The organism is Streptomyces sp. NPDC058955 (assembly GCF_042741435.1).
Taxonomy (GTDB): domain Bacteria; phylum Actinomycetota; class Actinomycetes; order Streptomycetales; family Streptomycetaceae; genus Streptomyces.
Genome location: NZ_JBHYKM010000014.1, coordinates 52,866 through 68,219, shown reverse-complemented (window position 1 = coordinate 68,219; position 15,354 = coordinate 52,866). Strand labels below are relative to the sequence as shown.

At 74.1% G+C, this 15,354-nt stretch carries 16 protein-coding genes and 1 pseudogene; 5 read left to right on the top strand and 12 right to left on the bottom strand.

Going from position 1 to position 15,354, the window contains the following annotated elements:
* Together ACFW1I_RS08920 and ACFW1I_RS08915 are read right to left on the bottom strand one after the other, a co-directional pair.
* Nucleotides 1-234, bottom strand: a pseudogene (locus ACFW1I_RS08920) (hypothetical protein); the annotation flags it as partial.
* 140 nt (nt 235-374) lie between these two features.
* Nucleotides 375-884 carry a SigE family RNA polymerase sigma factor gene (locus ACFW1I_RS08915; protein ID WP_384667689.1) on the bottom strand — a complete coding sequence of 170 codons (510 nt, stop codon included), beginning with the start codon at nt 882-884 and terminating at the stop codon, nt 375-377.
* Nucleotides 885-1,066: 182 nt separating this feature from the next.
* Here ACFW1I_RS08915 and ACFW1I_RS08910 point away from each other — a divergent pair, with 182 nt between their 5' ends.
* Nucleotides 1,067-1,456: a DUF6479 family protein gene (locus ACFW1I_RS08910; protein ID WP_384667686.1), complete on the top strand. Its 390-nt coding sequence runs from the start codon at nt 1,067-1,069 to the stop codon at nt 1,454-1,456.
* 36 nt (nt 1,457-1,492) lie between these two features.
* Complete coding sequence (locus ACFW1I_RS08905) at nt 1,493-2,356, top strand: sigma factor-like helix-turn-helix DNA-binding protein (protein WP_384667683.1); 864 nt, start codon at nt 1,493-1,495, stop codon at nt 2,354-2,356.
* Between the two features lie 8 nt (nt 2,357-2,364).
* Here ACFW1I_RS08905 and ACFW1I_RS08900 read toward each other — a convergent pair whose 3' ends face one another.
* Entirely contained in the window at nt 2,365-3,075 is a 711-nt protein-coding gene (locus ACFW1I_RS08900; RefSeq protein ID WP_384667680.1) for a pyridoxamine 5'-phosphate oxidase family protein, read from the bottom strand.
* Nucleotides 3,076-3,262: 187 nt separating this feature from the next.
* On the opposite strand from ACFW1I_RS08900, the gene ACFW1I_RS08895 reads away from it, so the two are divergent.
* Together ACFW1I_RS08895 and ACFW1I_RS08890 are read left to right on the top strand one after the other, a co-directional pair.
* Nucleotides 3,263-4,723 (top strand): MFS transporter, encoded by a 1,461-nt coding sequence (locus tag ACFW1I_RS08895; RefSeq protein ID WP_384667677.1) that lies wholly within the window; start codon nt 3,263-3,265, stop codon nt 4,721-4,723.
* A gap of 117 nt (nt 4,724-4,840) precedes the next feature.
* Entirely contained in the window at nt 4,841-5,704 is an 864-nt protein-coding gene (locus tag ACFW1I_RS08890; RefSeq protein ID WP_384667674.1) for a helix-turn-helix transcriptional regulator, read from the top strand.
* 71 nt (nt 5,705-5,775) lie between these two features.
* Here the strand turns inward: ACFW1I_RS08890 and ACFW1I_RS08885 are convergent, their stop codons facing one another.
* The 9 genes from ACFW1I_RS08885 to ACFW1I_RS08845 all read right to left on the bottom strand — a co-directional run bounded on the left by ACFW1I_RS08885 (nt 5,776) and on the right by ACFW1I_RS08845 (nt 13,888).
* The gene (locus ACFW1I_RS08885) at nt 5,776-6,726 is read right to left on the bottom strand and encodes a 3-oxoacyl-ACP synthase III family protein (RefSeq protein ID WP_384667671.1); all 951 of its coding nucleotides are present in this window, start codon (nt 6,724-6,726) and stop codon (nt 5,776-5,778) included.
* A 57-nt stretch (nt 6,727-6,783) separates the two neighbouring features.
* Nucleotides 6,784-7,764, bottom strand: a complete 981-nt coding sequence (locus ACFW1I_RS08880; protein ID WP_384667668.1) for an aldo/keto reductase — start codon at nt 7,762-7,764, stop codon at nt 6,784-6,786.
* Nucleotides 7,765-7,780: 16 nt separating this feature from the next.
* Complete coding sequence (locus ACFW1I_RS08875; RefSeq protein ID WP_384667665.1) at nt 7,781-9,955, bottom strand: FAD-dependent monooxygenase; 2,175 nt, start codon at nt 9,953-9,955, stop codon at nt 7,781-7,783.
* A gap of 3 nt (nt 9,956-9,958) precedes the next feature.
* Nucleotides 9,959-10,252, bottom strand: a complete 294-nt coding sequence (locus ACFW1I_RS08870; protein WP_384667662.1) for a putative quinol monooxygenase — start codon at nt 10,250-10,252, stop codon at nt 9,959-9,961.
* Nucleotides 10,249-11,010: a histidine phosphatase family protein gene (locus ACFW1I_RS08865; RefSeq protein ID WP_384667659.1), complete on the bottom strand. Its 762-nt coding sequence runs from the start codon at nt 11,008-11,010 to the stop codon at nt 10,249-10,251. Before ACFW1I_RS08865 ends, ACFW1I_RS08870 begins: the two co-directional genes overlap by 4 nt.
* Before the next feature lie 36 nt (nt 11,011-11,046).
* Entirely contained in the window at nt 11,047-11,310 is a 264-nt protein-coding gene (locus ACFW1I_RS08860) for an acyl carrier protein (RefSeq protein ID WP_384667656.1), read from the bottom strand.
* Nucleotides 11,311-11,376: 66 nt separating this feature from the next.
* Nucleotides 11,377-12,396 (bottom strand): beta-ketoacyl-ACP synthase III, encoded by a 1,020-nt coding sequence (locus ACFW1I_RS08855; RefSeq protein WP_384667750.1) that lies wholly within the window; start codon nt 12,394-12,396, stop codon nt 11,377-11,379.
* 5 nt (nt 12,397-12,401) lie between these two features.
* Nucleotides 12,402-13,403: an AvrD family protein gene (locus ACFW1I_RS08850; protein ID WP_384667653.1), complete on the bottom strand. Its 1,002-nt coding sequence runs from the start codon at nt 13,401-13,403 to the stop codon at nt 12,402-12,404.
* A gap of 32 nt (nt 13,404-13,435) precedes the next feature.
* The gene (locus tag ACFW1I_RS08845; RefSeq protein WP_384667651.1) at nt 13,436-13,888 is read right to left on the bottom strand and encodes a hotdog fold thioesterase; all 453 of its coding nucleotides are present in this window, start codon (nt 13,886-13,888) and stop codon (nt 13,436-13,438) included.
* A 342-nt stretch (nt 13,889-14,230) separates the two neighbouring features.
* Between ACFW1I_RS08845 and ACFW1I_RS08840 the strand changes: the two genes are divergently transcribed.
* The gene (locus tag ACFW1I_RS08840) at nt 14,231-15,214 is read left to right on the top strand and encodes an aldo/keto reductase (RefSeq protein ID WP_384667650.1); all 984 of its coding nucleotides are present in this window, start codon (nt 14,231-14,233) and stop codon (nt 15,212-15,214) included.
* Nucleotides 15,215-15,354 lie beyond the last annotated feature (140 nt).

Genomic DNA, 15,354 nt, shown 5'->3' with positions numbered 1-15,354 from the left:
GGGGGGCCCGCGGGGGGCGGCGACCCCGCCGCCGTGCCGCCGGGGGGCGCGGGCGGGGGCCCCGCGGGGGCGGGCGGGGGCCCGGCGCAGCAGCCTGCGGCGGCCCCGGGCGAGCCCGCCGGAGACCAGCTCGGGCCGGCCGTCCAGGGCGAAGCTCTCGCCGGTGGCGCGCAGGGCCGAGCCGAGTTCGCCGGCGAACCCGGCCTCGGGGTCGTGGTGTTCGTGCTGGGACATGACGAGATCACCGTCTCTGCTTCGGAGGTACGGGAAAAGAAGTACACGGAAGGGGCCGGGCGTCGGCGGACGGCCCGGGAAGGCGGCGCCCGGCGGGCGGGCGCTCGCCGGGCGGCCGCGAGGGCTCGCGGGCGGGGCCGCTAGCGGGCGGCGAACTCGGCGATGCTGCCGCCGAGCCGCTGGCGCAGTTTGCCGAGCGCGCGGGTGGAGCGGGTGCGGACGGCCGCGGAGCTGGTGTGCAGGGCGTCGGCGGTCTCCTCGACGCTGCGGTCCTCCCAGTAGCGGAGCACCACGACCGCCCGGTCCTTCGGGGGCAGTGCGGCGAGCGCGTCGAGGAGGGCGATCCGCAGCAGCGGGTCGCTGCCGTCGTCGGGGGTGTGGTCGGGCAGTTCGCCCAGCGGGCGCTCGGTCGCGGAGCGGCGGCGCTGGTGGCTGAGGAACGTGCGGACGAGGACGGTCTGCGCGTACGCGGCGGGGTTGCCGATCCGGGACGTCCGTCCCCAGAGGGCGTACATCTTCCCCAGGGTCTCCTGCGTGAGGTCCTCGGCGAGGTGGACGTCCCCGCTGGTCAGCAGGCAGGCCGAGCGGAACAGCTGGCCGGTGCGCGCCGAGGCGAACTCCAGGAACTCGTCCGCGCGGGACGTTCTCATGCCCCTCCTCTCCCTGGCGGTCGCGAGTGGTCACGGGCGGTCGCCCTGTGCGATCGCCCCGCTCGCTGTCGTGCCGTACACCCCATCGACGCGGCGGGGCCGGGGAAATGTTTCACCGGGCCGTCCACAGAATCTGTCCGCGGCAGGCATCCAACGAAGCGGAATCGGGTAATCCTGTTGGTATGAACACTCTCAGCGCAGAGATCCTGGCCGCTGGGGTTTGGCAGTCAGGTCTGGGACAAGTGCTCGGCGGCCTGATCCTCGTCGCCGTCCTGATCGCGGCCTTCTGGTTCGGCTACCGCGTCCGTACCCGGGAGCCCCGTCCACCGCAGCCCGACGAACAACCGCACCGCCCGGACACCGGCGCGCTCCCCGGCGAGATGTCGGAGTACCGCCGTCCGGCCGAGATGCCGCACACCGACGGCGAGCACCGGCTCATGCCGTACCAGCTCAAGGACGGCGGAACCGCCGGCACGGAGACCTCCCCCGATCCCCCGAGCGAGGAGAAGCGCAAGTGGGGCGGCATCTCCAGCGGCGGCTTCGGCAGCGGAGGCACCGGACACGGCGACTGACCGGACGGAGGTTACGAAGCCGTGACGACACCATCCGTGACACCGACCGCACGCTTCGAGGAGCACCGCGCGCGCCTGCGGGCGGTGGCCGAGCGGCTGCTCGGCTCCGCCGCCGAGGCGGAGGCCGCCGTCGACGCCGTGCGCGAGGAGGTCTGGCCCGGGCTCGCCCGCACCGGGCCACCGGGTGACACCGCCCTCGACGACCGGATGACGGCGGCCGTCGCCCGGGTGTGCCTGGACCTGCTGCGGGCCCGCACGGCGGGCGGGGCGGGCGCGAGCCGCCCGGACGGCGGCGTCGGAGGCGATGCCGCCGGGGCCGCCGACGCCGAGCAGCGGGTCCTGCGCGCCGCCCTGGACGCGCTGACCCCCAGCGAGCGGGTCGCGTTCGTCCTCCACGACCTCTTCGCCGTCCCGTACGAGGGGATCGCCCCGGTCGTCGACCGCGTCCCGGCCGCCGCGCGCCGTCTGGCCGGGCGGGCCCGGCGTCGGGTGCAGGGCGCCGAGGACATGCCGGAGCCCGACCCGACCCGCCAGCGCGAGGTCGTCGCCGCCTTCCTCGCCGCCGCACGCGCCGGTGACGCGGGGGCGCTGGACGAGCTCCTCGACCCGGACGTCGTGCTGCGCGCCGACACCACGGCCGTCCGCACCGGCGCGACGGGCGCCCGCGGGCCCCGGTCGGTGAGCCGGGCCTTCACGGGGCGGGCGGCCCGCACGGCGCGACCCGCGCTCGTGGACGGGGCGGCGGGCCTGGCCTGGGCGCCCGACGACACCGCGCGCGCCGTCTGCCGCTTCACCGTCCTCGACGGCCGGATCACCGCGATCGACCTCGTGGCGGACCCCGGCCGGCTCGCCGCCGTCGACCTCCGGTTCCTGGACCGCCGCCTGCACGGCGCGCCCTGACCCGCCCGTCACGCCCTCCCGAACGCCTGCCCCGCGCGGGACGCGACGTGGGGCGGGACCGGGGCGGAGTCCGGAGGAAGGAGCGGGTCGGGCTCCGGGGTGCCGAAGGTCGTCACCACCGGCAGGACGCCCGCCCACAGGCCGAGCGCCGCGTCCTCCGACTCGCCGTCGTCCGGCGGGCCGGAGGCCGTCTTCACCGAGGCCTCGGTGAGGTCGAGCGCGAGCAGCGCGGTGGCGGCCAGCTCCTTGCGGCTGGGCTGCCGGGCGTACTCCCACTGGCCCGGCGTGCTCTGCTCGGTGAGCGCCCGCAGGCCGCGCAGCTTCTCCTCCGGGTCGGTGACGAGTTCGGGGACGCCGTAGACCATGGCGCAGCGGTAGTTGACCCCGTGCTCGAAGACCGAGCGGGCCAGGACGAGGCCGTCGACGTGGGTGACCGTGACGCAGACGGTGGCGCCCGGCGCCTGGACGAGGCTGCGGCTCGCGACCGAGCCGTGCAGGTAGAGCCGGTCGCCGTCGACGCCGTACACCGTGGGCACCACCGTCGTCGTGCCGTCGACGGTCACGCCGAGGTGGCAGAGGAAGCCGGCCGCGAGCACGGCGTCCAGGTCGGCCCTGCGGTGGCTGCCCTTGTGCCGCATCCGGCGCAGCCGGGTCCGCTCGGTGACCTCCAGTTCCTCGTCCGTGGTCGTCGCCGTGGTGGTGCTGCTGCTGGGGCTCATCTCGGCCTCTCGTCCGCCCGTGTCTCGTACCGCCTGCAGGTGTTGTACGGGCTGCCGCCCCGCCGCCGCCACCGGCTTCCACCCCTCGGACCCGGGCGCCGAGGGTGGCACTGGCAGTGACACCCTCGCCGATGGCACCCCCGAGAGGGATCTGGCTGCCCCGTCGCGTACGGCGGAGGCTGAGCCCATGACCACCACTGAAACCGCCACTCCCCGGGCGGGGACGACGTCCTCGGCCGGACCCCGGATGACCGGCCGCCAGATCGCCGCCCTGGTGGTGCTCCTGGCCTCGCAGTTCCTGATGGCCGCCGACTTCTCGGTCCTGAACGTGGCCCTGCCGGAGGTCGGCACCACGCTCGGGTTCTCGACCGGAAGCCTCCAGTGGATCACCACGACCTTCGCGCTCTGCGCGGCGGGCTGCACCCTGGTCCTCGGCCGGGTCGGCGACTACGTCGGCCGCCGCCGCATCTTCACCGGCGGCATGGCCGTCCTCGCCGTCTCCTCGCTCGTCGGCGGCCTCGCCGGCTCCCCCGCCATGCTCCTGGTCGCCCGTACGCTCCAGGGCCTGGCCACCGCGGCCGTCACCCCCGCCGCGCTCGCCCTGCTGACCACGACCTTCACGGAGCCGCGGCTGCGGACCCGCGCGCTCGGCCTGAACAGCGTGATGATGAGCTCCGGTTTCAGCGTCGGCGCGATCCTCGGCGGCGTCCTGACCGACGCCCTCTCCTGGCGCTGGGCGTTCTTCATCAACATCCCCGTGGCCGTCGCCGCGATGGTCGTCGTGCCGCTCGTCGTCACCGAGAGCCGCGCGGAGACCCGCAGCCGCATCGACCTGCCGGGCGCCGTGCTGATCACGCTCGGCCTGTTCGCCGGGATCTACGGGGTCACCCGCGCCGGCGAGGACGGCCTCGACGCGCTCGCGGCCGGCTCGCTCGTCGCCGCCGCCGTGTTCCTGGCCGCGTTCTGGGCGGTGGAGAGCCGCAGCGCCGACGCGCTCGTGCCGGTACGGATCCTCAAGGAGCGCGGCATCGCCTTCGGCAACCTGGCCGCGCTGTTCATCTTCGGCGGCGAGACCGCGCTGATCTTCTTCACCGGCCTGTACGTGCAGAACGTCCTCGGCCTGTCGTCGACGGTCGCCGGACTCGTGCTCCTCGGCATCGGTGTGGGCCAGATCATCGCCGGGACCGTCGGCCCCCGCATCCTCCAGAAGGTCCCGCCGCGCACGATGCTCGGCGTCTCCCTCGCGCTCCAGGGCGCGTTCATGCTGCCGGCGCTGTGGGCGACCTCCGACCGGATGTGGCTCGTCCCGCTGATCGTCACCCAGTTCGTGAACGCCTTCTTCTCGATGCTGGCCGCGCTCAGCTTCATGGTCATCGCCACCTCGTCGGTCGACTCCGACGCGCAGGGCATGGCGACCGGCATGGCCACCCAGAGCCAGCAGATCGGCATCGCCGTCGGCATCCCGCTGGTGAGCGCCGTCTTCGCGGCCGTCATCGGCCACGGCACGGTGACCCCCGCCGAGGAACTCACCGGCATCCACTGGGCGATCGGGGTGGCCGGTGTCTCCCAGGTCGTCGTCGGACTTCTCCTGTGGCCGCTGCTGCGCTCGCGCACGCAGGCCCGGGAGACGGCGGCCGGCACCGCGTAATCCCCCGTCCGCGGTGACCGGCTCGGCCGGGCGGGTGGTCTCGACCGCCCGCCCGGCCCTGACGCGTACCGACTCCCCGATCTTGCCGATTCCGGAGGGCACTTCATAATGGGAAGGATGGACCACATCGTGAACACGGACCTCGGCAGCTATCTGCGGCAGATGCGTGAGCGCGTACGGCCCGAGCAGCGGGGCCTGCCCACCGGCGGGGCCCGCCGGGTGCCGGGCCTGCGCCGCGAGGAGGTCGCCGCGCTCGCGGGCGTGAGCCAGACCTACTACACGCGCCTCGAACAGTCCCAGACGGCGCACGCCTCCCCCCAGGTCCTGCTGTCCATCGCCCGCGCGCTCAATCTGAGCCCCGACGAGCAGGACTACCTCCTCAAGATCGGCTCGGGGGCGCAGCACCCGAGCCCGCAGTCGCCGCAGGACGACCGGGTCGGCGCCGGCACGAAGATGCTGATGGCCTCCCTCGGCAACGTGGCGGCGGCCGTCCTCAACTACCGCTGCGACATCCTCGCCTGGAACGGCCTCTACCACCGGCTGTTCGCCCCGCACCTCGACCCGGACGTCACCGACGACCCCGAGCGGCGGCCGAACATCATCCGGATGAACTTCCTCGACGGGGACGTGCGGGCGCTCTACGCGGACTGGGCCGCGGAGTCCGAGTCGAACGTGACGTACTTGCGCTTCATCGCGGGCAACCACCGCAACGACCCCAAGCTGGCCGCGCTCATCGGCGAACTCACCATACAGAGCGAGGAGTTCGCGGGGCTGTGGTGCCGCCAGCGGGTGTCGAACTGCATCGAGGGGACCAAGCTCTTCCACCACCCGGCCGTCGGCGAGCTGGAGTTGATGTACCAGTCGGCCGATCTCCAGGACGGCAACATCCTGAAGATCTACCACGCGGAGCCGGACTCCCCGCACGAGGCGGCGCTCCAGCTCCTGACCGTCGACCTGGACTCCGTACACCGCCGTCCGTGAGCGAACGCGCGTGAGCCCCCGGCCCTTTCGGGAAGGGCCGGGGGCTCGCGCGTGCCGTCGCCGCCGTCGCGTCAGGTGCGGCGCAGGGCCGTCACACCCCACGTGAAGCCGGATCCCGCCGAGGCCACGAGGACCAGGTCGCCGGAGGCGATCCGGCCGTCCCGCTCCAGCTCCTCCAGGGCGAGGAACGGGTCCGCGCCACCGAGGTGGCCGTCGAGGTGGTACTGGAAGACGCTGCGGGACGGGTCGACGCCCAGGCGGTCCAGGAAGGCCCGGTGGGTGTCCTGGTTCCCGTGGGTGACCAGGACGTGCGCCACGTCGGCGACCTCCTTGCCGAGGCCGTCGAGCACCTTCCGGGACAGGGCGGTGAAGTTGTCGAGGAAGGCGTCGGCGAGCCCGTCGAGCTTCTCGCCCCGCTCGACCTTCACCTCGCCGCCCCTGATCTCCCCGTAGTACGAGTCGACCCACTGCGGGTCCGTGCGGTGGGCGGAGCCCAGCACCTCGTACCGCCCGGCGTCCTGCGAGATCAGCACGGCGACGGCCCCGTCGGAGAAGTTGAACAGCTCGATGTACCCGGTGCGGTAGTCGACGAGTTCGCTCAGCCGGTCGGCGACGACGACCAGGGCGTACCGGTGGGCGCCCGCCCGCACCTGATCGTCGGCGAGCTTCACGGCGACCATGCCGGCGTTGCAGAAGTTCGAGACCTCGTAGCAGTGCGCGTCCGTGATCCCCAGCTCGTGCGCGATCTTCCCGGCGGGCGACCAGAAGGGCGTGCCCCACTCGCTGGAGCCCGCGTAGAGGACGAGCCCGATGTCGGCGAGCGGCACCGCGTTGCGCTCCAGGAGCCGGGCGGCGGCGTCCCGGCCGAGGCTCCAGGACGTCTCGTCCCCGGCCAGCACCGAGAACTTCCCCGACGGCAGCACCTGGCCGAGCTTCTCCCGGGTGTGGCCCGACAGCCGGGCCACCTCCTCGACGTCCCGCTTGCCGCCGGCCATGGCCACGGCGTAGTCGGCTATTCCCACGGTTCCTCTCTCCTGTTCATCTCTTCTCGCTTCCTGGGCCCTCGGGATGCCGGGACGTCAGGCGTACTCGACGACGGCGTGCGGCACGTACGGCGCTTCGAGCCGGGCGATCTCGGCGGCGTCGAGCGTCACGTCGAGCGCCGCCACCGCGTCCTGGAGGTGGTGCGTACGGGTCGCGCCGACGACGGGAGCGGTGACCCCGGGCCGCCCGAGCAGCCAGGCGAGCGCCACGGTGGCCATGGGCAGTCCCCGTTCGGCGGCGATCTCGGCGACCACCCCGGCCACCGCCCGGTCCGCCCGCTCGGTCGGCCCGTAGAAGCGCTCCTGGATCGGATCCCCCGCGGTACGGGGCGACTCGGCGTCCCACGGGCGGGCGAGCCGGCCGCGGGCGAGCGGGCTCCACGGCGTGACCCCGACGCCCTCCTCGACGCAGTACGGGAGCATCTCCCGCTCCTCCTCGCGGTTGAGGAGGTTGTAGTGGTTCTGCATGCTGACGAACCGCGTCCAGCCGTGCAGGTCGGCCACGTACTGCGCCCTGACGAACTGCCAGGTCCGCATGGAGGAGGCGCCGATGTAGCGGACCTTGCCCGCGCGGACGACGTCGTGGAGCGCCTCCATCGTCTCCTCGACCGGCGTCTCCGGGTCCCAGCGGTGCACGATGTACAGGTCGATGTAGTCGGTGCCGAGGCGGCGCAGGCTCGCGTCGAGCTCGCGCATGATCGCCGACCGGGAGAGCCCGCCCGAGAGCGGGTGGTCGGTGAGCTTCTCGTAGACCTTGGTGGCGATGACGACGTCCTCGCGGCGCGTCAGAGTGCGCACCGCGCGTCCCAGGAACTCCTCGCTCGACCCGAGGGAGTAGATGTTCGCGGTGTCGAAGAAGGTGATGCCGAGGTCGAGCGCCTGGGCCACGAACGGCAGGCTCTCCTTCTCGGGCAGGGACCAGGGGTGGGTGCCGAGGCCGGGCTCGCCGTAGCTCATGCAGCCCAGGGCGAGCCGCGACACCTTGAGGCCGGACGAGCCCAGCCGGACGTACTGCAACGGTCTTCCCCTCGTGTCAGGCGGAGGTGCCGGCGGGGCGGCCGACCTCGGTCAGGCGGTCCCAGGAAGCGATGCCCTCGTCGAGCGGGATGTCCAGGCTGGCCAGGTACATGGCGGTCATGGCGCTGTGCCCGGCGAGGTGGGTGATCTCGGCGATCTCGTGCTGCGAGTAGTGCTCGCGCAGGGCGAAGAAGGCCTCCGCGCTCGCCTTGTGGTCGACCATGCACTCGGTGACGTAGCGGACGAGGGCGGCGCGGGGCGCCGGCAGCTCGTCGTAGAGGCCCTCCTCGATCGCCTTGATCTCGGTGTCGCCGAGGCCGGCCTTGCGGGCGAGCGGGTAGTGGAGCAGCTTCTCGAACTCGCTGTCGCGCAGGTGGGCGACGCGCAGCACGACGACCTCGCGGTCGAGCAGGCTCAGCAGGCCGACGGTGAAGGTGCCGCCGAGGGCGAGGTGGGCGGCGGCCGAGTTCTTGGTGAGGAGCAGGGCCCGGGTGAGGTTGGAGCGGAACTTGTCGTAGACGGCCAGCTGTTCGGGCGTCATGTCCTCGACCTCGGTGAGGGTGACACGGGGGGCGGCGGGGGTGGTGGACATGGCGGGCTCCTTGGTGGGTGCGGTGTGCGTGTGCTGGTGCTGGTGCTGGTGCTGGTTCTGGTGGTGGTGGGCGAGGGCGCGGCCGACCGCGCGGGCCGCGGCGGCGGGTCCGTGGCCGGTGAGCGGGACGAGCCGGTCGAGGTGGCCGTCCGGCCGGACGAGCAGGGCGTGCGCCTCTCGCGGGAGCTTGCCTAGCAGCGGGCCGGGCGGGCGACCGCCCAGGTCGCGGACGGCGGCCGCGGTGGCCGCCCCGGCGCGCACCGCGTGGACGAGCGCCGTCCACGTCTCGTACCGGTACTGGAGTCCGGGCCACAGCAGCACCGTGTGGCGGTCGACGGCCAGGACGGGTGCCGTGGACGAGGGGCGCCAGCCGAGCGGCAGCCGTTCGCCGGGGACCAGGCACCGGCGCGTCGGCCGGGGCCCGTAGTGGGTGTCGAGCTGGGCGAGACGGGGCGCGAGTGCCTTCTCCAGGGTTCCGGTCGCGGTGCCGAGCCGGTAGACGGCGTCCCGGGCGACGGTCTTCCGCCGGGTCGCGTACAGGCCGACGCGGGCGAGCCGGGTGGAGAGCGCGGAGACCGCGTCGACGGCCGGCCGGCGCTCGGTGTCGTAGGTGGCGAGCAGTTCGGGCCGGTAGTCGCCGCGCACCACTCCGGCCAGCTTCCAGCCGAGGTTGACCGCGTCCTGGAGGCCGGTGTTGACGCCCTGCGCGCCGGACGGGCTCATGGCGTGCGCCGCGTCCCCGGCCAGGAAGACCCGCCCGCTGCCGTACGTGCCGGCGGAGCGGACATGGGCGGTGAAGACGCCGCTGAACCGCATGTCGCCGAGCCGGCGGGCGCCCGGGACCCGCTCGGCGAGCAGCGTCTCGAAGAAGGCCCGGTCCGGGGTGTCGCCGGTGAAGCCGTCCGGGACGCTCGCGCCGACCCGGAAGACGCCGTCGCCGAGCGGCGCCAGGACCATGTTGCCGGTCCGGGTGAGGTAGTACGCGGCCTCGCTGCCGGTCGTCTCGCCGAGGATCTCGGCGTCCGTGATGGCGAGCCGGGTGCGCAGGGTGCGGCCGGCGAACCGGAAGCCGAACGCCTCGCGGACGGTGCTGTTGTAGCCGTCGGCGCCGACCACGTAGTCGTACGTGCGGGTCTCCTCGCGGCCGTCGGGCAGCCGGAGGCGGCAGTGGACCGCGTCGGGCTCCTGAGTGCCGCCGACGAAGGACGTGTCGTACGCGATGGTGCCGCCGAGCGCGGTGAGGTGCTCCTCCAGGACCGCCTCGGTGCGCCACTGCGGGATGGTGATGGCGAAGGGATAGCCGACACCCTGCAGCCGATCGAAACGGATCAGGCCGATCCGCTTCTTCTCGGAGTAGTAGTTCATCTGGTCGAAGTAGTGGCCCTGCTCGACGAGCTTCCGCCCGACGCCCACCCGGTCGAGGAGTTCCAGGACGCGGGGCCACAGGATCGTGGCGCGGGAGTGCGGGCTCTGCCGGCGGAGCTTGGAGATGACGTCGGCCCTGACCCCGCGCAGCAGCAGCTCGCTCGCGAGGACCATTCCGACGGGGCCGGCGCCGACGACGAGGACGCGCGGCCGCTGTGTGGTGTCGCCTCCCACGGGTCAGGCGTCGAGGGGACGCAGGCGCAGGACGCGGGGGGCGGCGGCGTACGCGCCGTCGACCTCGGCCAGGAACGCGGCGACGTACGGCTCCTTCATGTGGAGGTCGATGGCCGCCTGGTCGGCCCACTCCTCGACGAGCACGATCGCGTGCTCGTCGCCCTCGGCGCGGAAGGCGTCGAAGCGGAGCGCGCCCTTCTCGGCACGGGTCGCGGCGCACAGCCCCGCGAAGGCCTTCGCGGTCGCCTCGAACCGGTCGGGTACGACGTCGAAGACGACGGTGATCTCGATGCTCATGTGCGGGTCGCTTCCTTGGGGGTGGTGGTGACGAGGTCGTCGAGGGCGAGGGACGGCGGCGGGAGGACGGCGTCGTCGAGGGCTTCGCAGGCGTGCGGGGGCACGTTCCGGCGGCGCAGGGCGGCGAGCGCCCGGCCGTCGGGCGTCCAGGCGATGTCGACGCAGGCGGCGGCGCAGGTGCCGACGAGAACGCCGGGGGGAGCGTCGGGGCCGCCGTCCAGGGCTCGGGTCAGGAGGTTCAGGACCCCGCCGTGGGTGACGACGAGGACGGGGCGGGTGGGGTACGGGTCCGGGCGGCGCGCCGGACGGGCCGGGTCCGGCCGTCCTGCCGGGTCCGGCGGGCGCGACTCCGCCGCGACGGCGCGGAGGGTCGCCGCGAAGCGGGACAGCGCGGCGCGGCCGGTCTCACCGCCGGGCGGGGCATAGTCGGGGTCGGTGAGCAGCCGCCGCATCTCCTCCGGGTGCTCCCGGGCGTACGCGGCGCGCTCGCGGCCGTCGAGCGTGCCGAGGTCCCGCTCGCGCAGCCCGTCGGCCCGGTGGTGGGGGACACCGAGCCGCTCGGCGGCGTACGCGGCGGTGCGGTCCGCGCGGACGAGCGGCGAGGACCAGACCGCCGCCCAAGCGCCGGGGCTCAGCGCCCGGGCGACCTCCCGCGCCTGGCGGGTCCCGGTGGGGTTGAGGGGGATGTCGGCCTGGGCCTGGAAGAGGTCGGCGGCGTTGCGGTCGGTCTCTCCGTGGCGGAGCAGGACGAGGCGCACGGCGGTGGCGTTCCGGGGCGGGCGCGGGCGCGCCGCTCAGGCGGCGGCCGGGCCGGAGACCGACGGGGCGCCGAGGCCCTCGACGGCGCGGGCGGCCTCGTCGATGGTCTGCTGGGAGCGCAGGACGCCCTCCTCGATGGAGACGCCCAGGCGCTTCTCCAGGATCAGCGCCATCTCCAGGAGCGCGAGCGAGTCCACCGCGATGTCCTCCAGGACGGTGCCCTGGGTCACCTCCTCCTCGGGCACCTCGAACTTGCCGGTGAGTATCTCGATGATCATCGTGGCGACGGAGCCGGTCATGGTGGGTTCACCTCAGGATTCGTGGAACATGCGGAAGAAGGAAGGGAAGGGAAGGGAAGGGGCGGGTCAGGCGGCCGGCAGCGCGGGCCAGGTGAGCGTCGCCGAGCCCCAGGTGGCGCCCCCGCCGAAGGCGGTGAGCAGCAGCCTGTCCCCCGCCCGGAGCGAGCCGTCGGCGACGGCGTCGACGAGGGCGAGCGGGATCGAGGCGGCGGAGGTGTTGCCGACCCGGTCGATGTTGAGCACGGCGCGCTCCGGCGGCAGCCCGAGCTGCTCGGCGACGGCGTGCAGGATGCGGGAGTTGGCCTGGTGACCGACGAGGTGGTCGACGTCCTCGACCGCCCAGCCGGTACGGCCGAGGACGGTGCGCGAGGACTCCGCCATGCGGCGGACGGCGGCGAAGAAGACGGACTTGCCCTCCATCCGGAAGTAGCGGTCCTCCTCGCGCGGCGCGCCGCCCCGGGAGCGCTCCTCGGCGCCGCCGCCGCGCACGGTGATCAGGTCGGCCATCGCCCCGTCGCTGCCCAGGTGCACGTCCCGTACCGCGCCGGGCTCGTCGGGCGTGCCGGCCCGCAGCAGGACGGCGCCGGCGCCGTCTCCGAAGATCACGGAGGTGGTGCGGTCCCCCGGGTCCAGGATGGTGCTGAAGGACTCGGCGCCGATGACGAGGACGCGGTCGGCGAAGCCCGAGGTCACGGCGGCCGCGCCGGCCTGGAGGGCGTACACGAAGCCGGAGCAGACGGCCGCGATGTCGTAGGCGGGCACGTCGGTCAGGCCGAGGCGGGTGGCGACGGACGGGGCGGTGGCGGGGCAGAGCCGGTCCGGGGTGGTGGTGGCGACGATCACCAGGTCGGCGGTGGCGCGCCCGGTCCCGTCGGCGTCCGCCGCGTTCTTCAGGGCGCGGGCCCCGGCCTCGACGGCCAGGTCCCCGGTGGTGGTGCCGGGGTCGACGACATGGCGCTGGGCGATGCCGGTGCGGGTGCGGATCCAGGCGTCGGAGGTGTCGAGGCGCTGGGCGAGTTCGTCGTTCGTCACGACGCGCGGCGGCACGAAGCCGCCGACACCGGCGATCACGGCCGCGCGGGTCATGCGGGTCATGCGCTCGGGTGTCCTTCCGGGAGCTGGTGCGCCACCGCCGACCGCACCCGGATGCCGCCGAGTTCGCCGACGACGTCGAGCGTGCGCCAGGTGGCGTCGCCCATGCGCAGCAGGCCGGGGTCGGCGATGCGGGTGGTGACGGGGATGCCGGCGGACGGCCGGTCGGGGCGTTCGGCGGTGAGCGTCGTCTGCCGCATCCACAGGGTGTTGCTGTCCTGGCGGCGCATGCCGTCGAGGTCGTAGAGCATGACCTGGGCGAGCTGGAGCGCGGTGACGAAGGCGTCGACGACGGACACCGAGGGCTGGTGGGCGCCTTCGAGGCCCGCCGTGGGGACGGGGGCGCCGTCCTCGTGTTCGAGGGTGAGCGTGGCGGTGGCGCCGAGGGCGGCGTGGTCGATCTCCACCCCGCGCACGTGCTGGCGCCGGGTGGTGAAGCCGGTGCCGAAGTAGCGGTCGGGGGCGGGGCCGAGGAGCCCTTCCCAGCCGGGGGCCGCCACGAGGTCCGCCGCGGCCGGGGAGCCGGCGGTCACGGAGGGGGGCGCGGGGTGCTCGACCTCGCACCGTATCCGCATGGTCCCCACCGCGCAGTCGACGTGGGAGACGACCCACCCGGACCGGTCGGTCGCGGGCTCGGTCCTGCGGACCACGGCCTCGGCGGGCAGCGCGTCCAGGTCCTCCTGGGGTCGGGATCCCGCGGTGAGCCGTACGGAGCGCAGCCAGCCGTCGCGCAGGCCGGCGCCGCGGCCGCCCAGGCAGGCCTCGGCGAGCTGGGCCGCGACGACGATCCCGTCGACGGTGCTGAAGTGCGGCCGCAGATCGGTGCCGTCGGTCTTCCGGGACCAGTCGGCGGGGTAGCGGACGCCGACGGTGGTGACCGCCCGGACCCGTCCCTCGGTGCCGGGCCCCGAGGTCACCCGCAGTTCGCCGAGGTCGTACGCGACACGGCGGAAGCCGCGGCCGAAGAAGCGCTGCTCGGCGGGGCCCAAGTGGTCGTCCACGGAAGCCGGCACGGTCCGTGCTGAGGTCGGGGTCATCGGTGTTCCGTTCGTCGGGGGGTGGCGGTGGCCGGGGCGCGGCGGCGGGCGCGCCGGACGGCACAGGTGAGGCGGGCGGTGCAGACCCGGTTCCCCGAACGGTCGGTGACGACGATCTCGTACGAGGCCGTCGTGGGCCGCTCGTCGAGGGGGCGGCAGACTCCGGTGAGGGTCCCCGAGGACACCCAGCGGTGGTGGGTGCAGGACAGGTCGACCCCGACCGCGTTGCCGCCGGGCCCCGCGTGGAGGAAGGCGGCGACGGAGCCGAGCGTCTCGGCGAAGGCGGCGGTCGCCCCGCCGTGCAGGATTCCCACCGGCTGGCGATTTCCGGTCACCGGCATCGTGCCGACGACGAGTCCGGGTTCACAGGTGACGATTTCGATTCCCATGCGCCGGGTGAGCTGTTCGTCCTCGTAGGCGCCGTCGACGTCCATGGGACCGAGCGTCATGTTCGGCATTGATGGTCTCCGTCGTTTCCGCGGTCCACAGGTTTCCGCAGCCCGCACCGGCGGGCTGATCGGAGTCAAACACGGGGCGGAGGTGGCGGAAAGGCGCCTGGCCTGTTGCTGCCACCACCCCGCTCCGGGAATACGGGGGAAGACCTGCGGAAGAAACACGGAAGAGAAGAGGAACGGAAGGGAGGAGGCGGGAATTACGATGGCAGTAACCTGCCAGAAACCAAGGGAATTCACCGGGAGCCTCCCCCCAGGACCGCCCCGCTCATAGAGTCGGGGCCAGCACGGGCCGTCACTCGGGGCGGCCGGCAACGCCACGGGAAGGAACGGGTCGCGGTGGAGCGTGTATCGCTCGGCGGGCTCGATGTGTCACGCATCGGGCTGGGCGCCATGACGATGTCCGACTACTACACGGGGGCGGGCGCCGACGAGGAGGAGGCCGTCCGCACCCTCCGGCGCGCCCTCGACCTCGGTGTGACCTTCCTCGACACGGCCGAGATCTACGGCCCCTTCGTCAACGAGGAGCTGGTCGGCCGGGCCGTCGCCGGGCGCCGCGACGAGGTGGTCGTCGCCACCAAGTTCGGCCTCGTCGCGCACGGGGACGGCACCGCTCGGCCCAACGTGCTCGACAGCTCCCCCGCCAACGTCCGCGCCGCCGTCGAAGGCTCGCTCCGCCGCCTGGGCACGGACCGCATCGACCTCTACTACCAGCACCGCGTCGACCCGGCCACGCCCGTCGAGGAGACCGTGGGCGCCCTGGCCGAGCTGGTCCGCGAGGGCAAGATCCTGCACATCGGCCTGTCCGAGGCGAGCGAGGAGACGATCCGCCGCGCCCACGCGGTCCACCCGGTGACGGCGGTGCAGACCGAGTACTCGCTCTGGTCGCGCGAGCCCGGCGGCCCGCTCCTGCCGGCCCTGCGCGAGCTGGGCATCGGCCTCGTCGCGTACTCACCGCTCGGCCGGGGCTTCCTCACCGGAGCGATCCGCTCCCCGAAGGAGCTCGACTCCGACGACTTCCGGCTGACCACCCCGCGCTTCGCGGAGGGCAACTTCGAGCGGAACCTGCGGATCGTCGACGAGGTGGCGGCCGTCGCCGCCGACGCCGGCGCCACCCCGGCGCAGGTCGCCCTCGCCTGGCTGCTCGCGCAGGGTGGCGACGTCGTCCCCATCCCCGGGACGAAGCGGGTGAGCCGCCTGGAGGAGAACGCGGCGGCCGACGCGGTGGTCCTCACCCCCGCGCAGCTCGCCCGCCTTGACGCCCTCACCCCGCCGAGCGGCGCCCGCTACGCCCCGGGAGACCTGGCCCGTACGGGTCTGTAGGGAAGCGGTACGGGCCGGGTCCGGCGCCCGGGCGGCCGGGGCCGGGGGGGGGGGCGGCGCGGCGGCGGGCGGCGCCGGGCGCGGGCGCACAACTAGGCGCGCGCCCCCCCCCGCCCCCCCCGCGCCCGGCGCGGCGCCCC

Excerpts from the sequence above, each read along its gene's own strand:
- ACFW1I_RS08870 (WP_384667662.1), bottom strand. The coding sequence starts at position 10,252 with ATGAGCATCGAGATCACCGTCGTCTTCGACGTCGTACCCGACCGGTTC.
- ACFW1I_RS08915 (WP_384667689.1), bottom strand. The coding sequence starts at position 884 with ATGAGAACGTCCCGCGCGGACGAGTTCCTGGAGTTCGCCTCGGCGCGC.
- ACFW1I_RS08855 (WP_384667750.1), bottom strand. The coding sequence starts at position 12,396 with ATGACCCGCGCGGCCGTGATCGCCGGTGTCGGCGGCTTCGTGCCGCCG.
- ACFW1I_RS08860 (WP_384667656.1), bottom strand. The coding sequence starts at position 11,310 with ATGACCGGCTCCGTCGCCACGATGATCATCGAGATACTCACCGGCAAG.
- ACFW1I_RS08895 (WP_384667677.1), top strand. The coding sequence starts at position 3,263 with ATGACCACCACTGAAACCGCCACTCCCCGGGCGGGGACGACGTCCTCG.
- ACFW1I_RS08845 (WP_384667651.1), bottom strand. The coding sequence starts at position 13,888 with ATGACGCTCGGTCCCATGGACGTCGACGGCGCCTACGAGGACGAACAG.
- ACFW1I_RS08890 (WP_384667674.1), top strand. The coding sequence starts at position 4,841 with ATGGACCACATCGTGAACACGGACCTCGGCAGCTATCTGCGGCAGATG.
- ACFW1I_RS08900 (WP_384667680.1), bottom strand. The coding sequence starts at position 3,075 with ATGAGCCCCAGCAGCAGCACCACCACGGCGACGACCACGGACGAGGAA.
- ACFW1I_RS08910 (WP_384667686.1), top strand. The coding sequence starts at position 1,067 with ATGAACACTCTCAGCGCAGAGATCCTGGCCGCTGGGGTTTGGCAGTCA.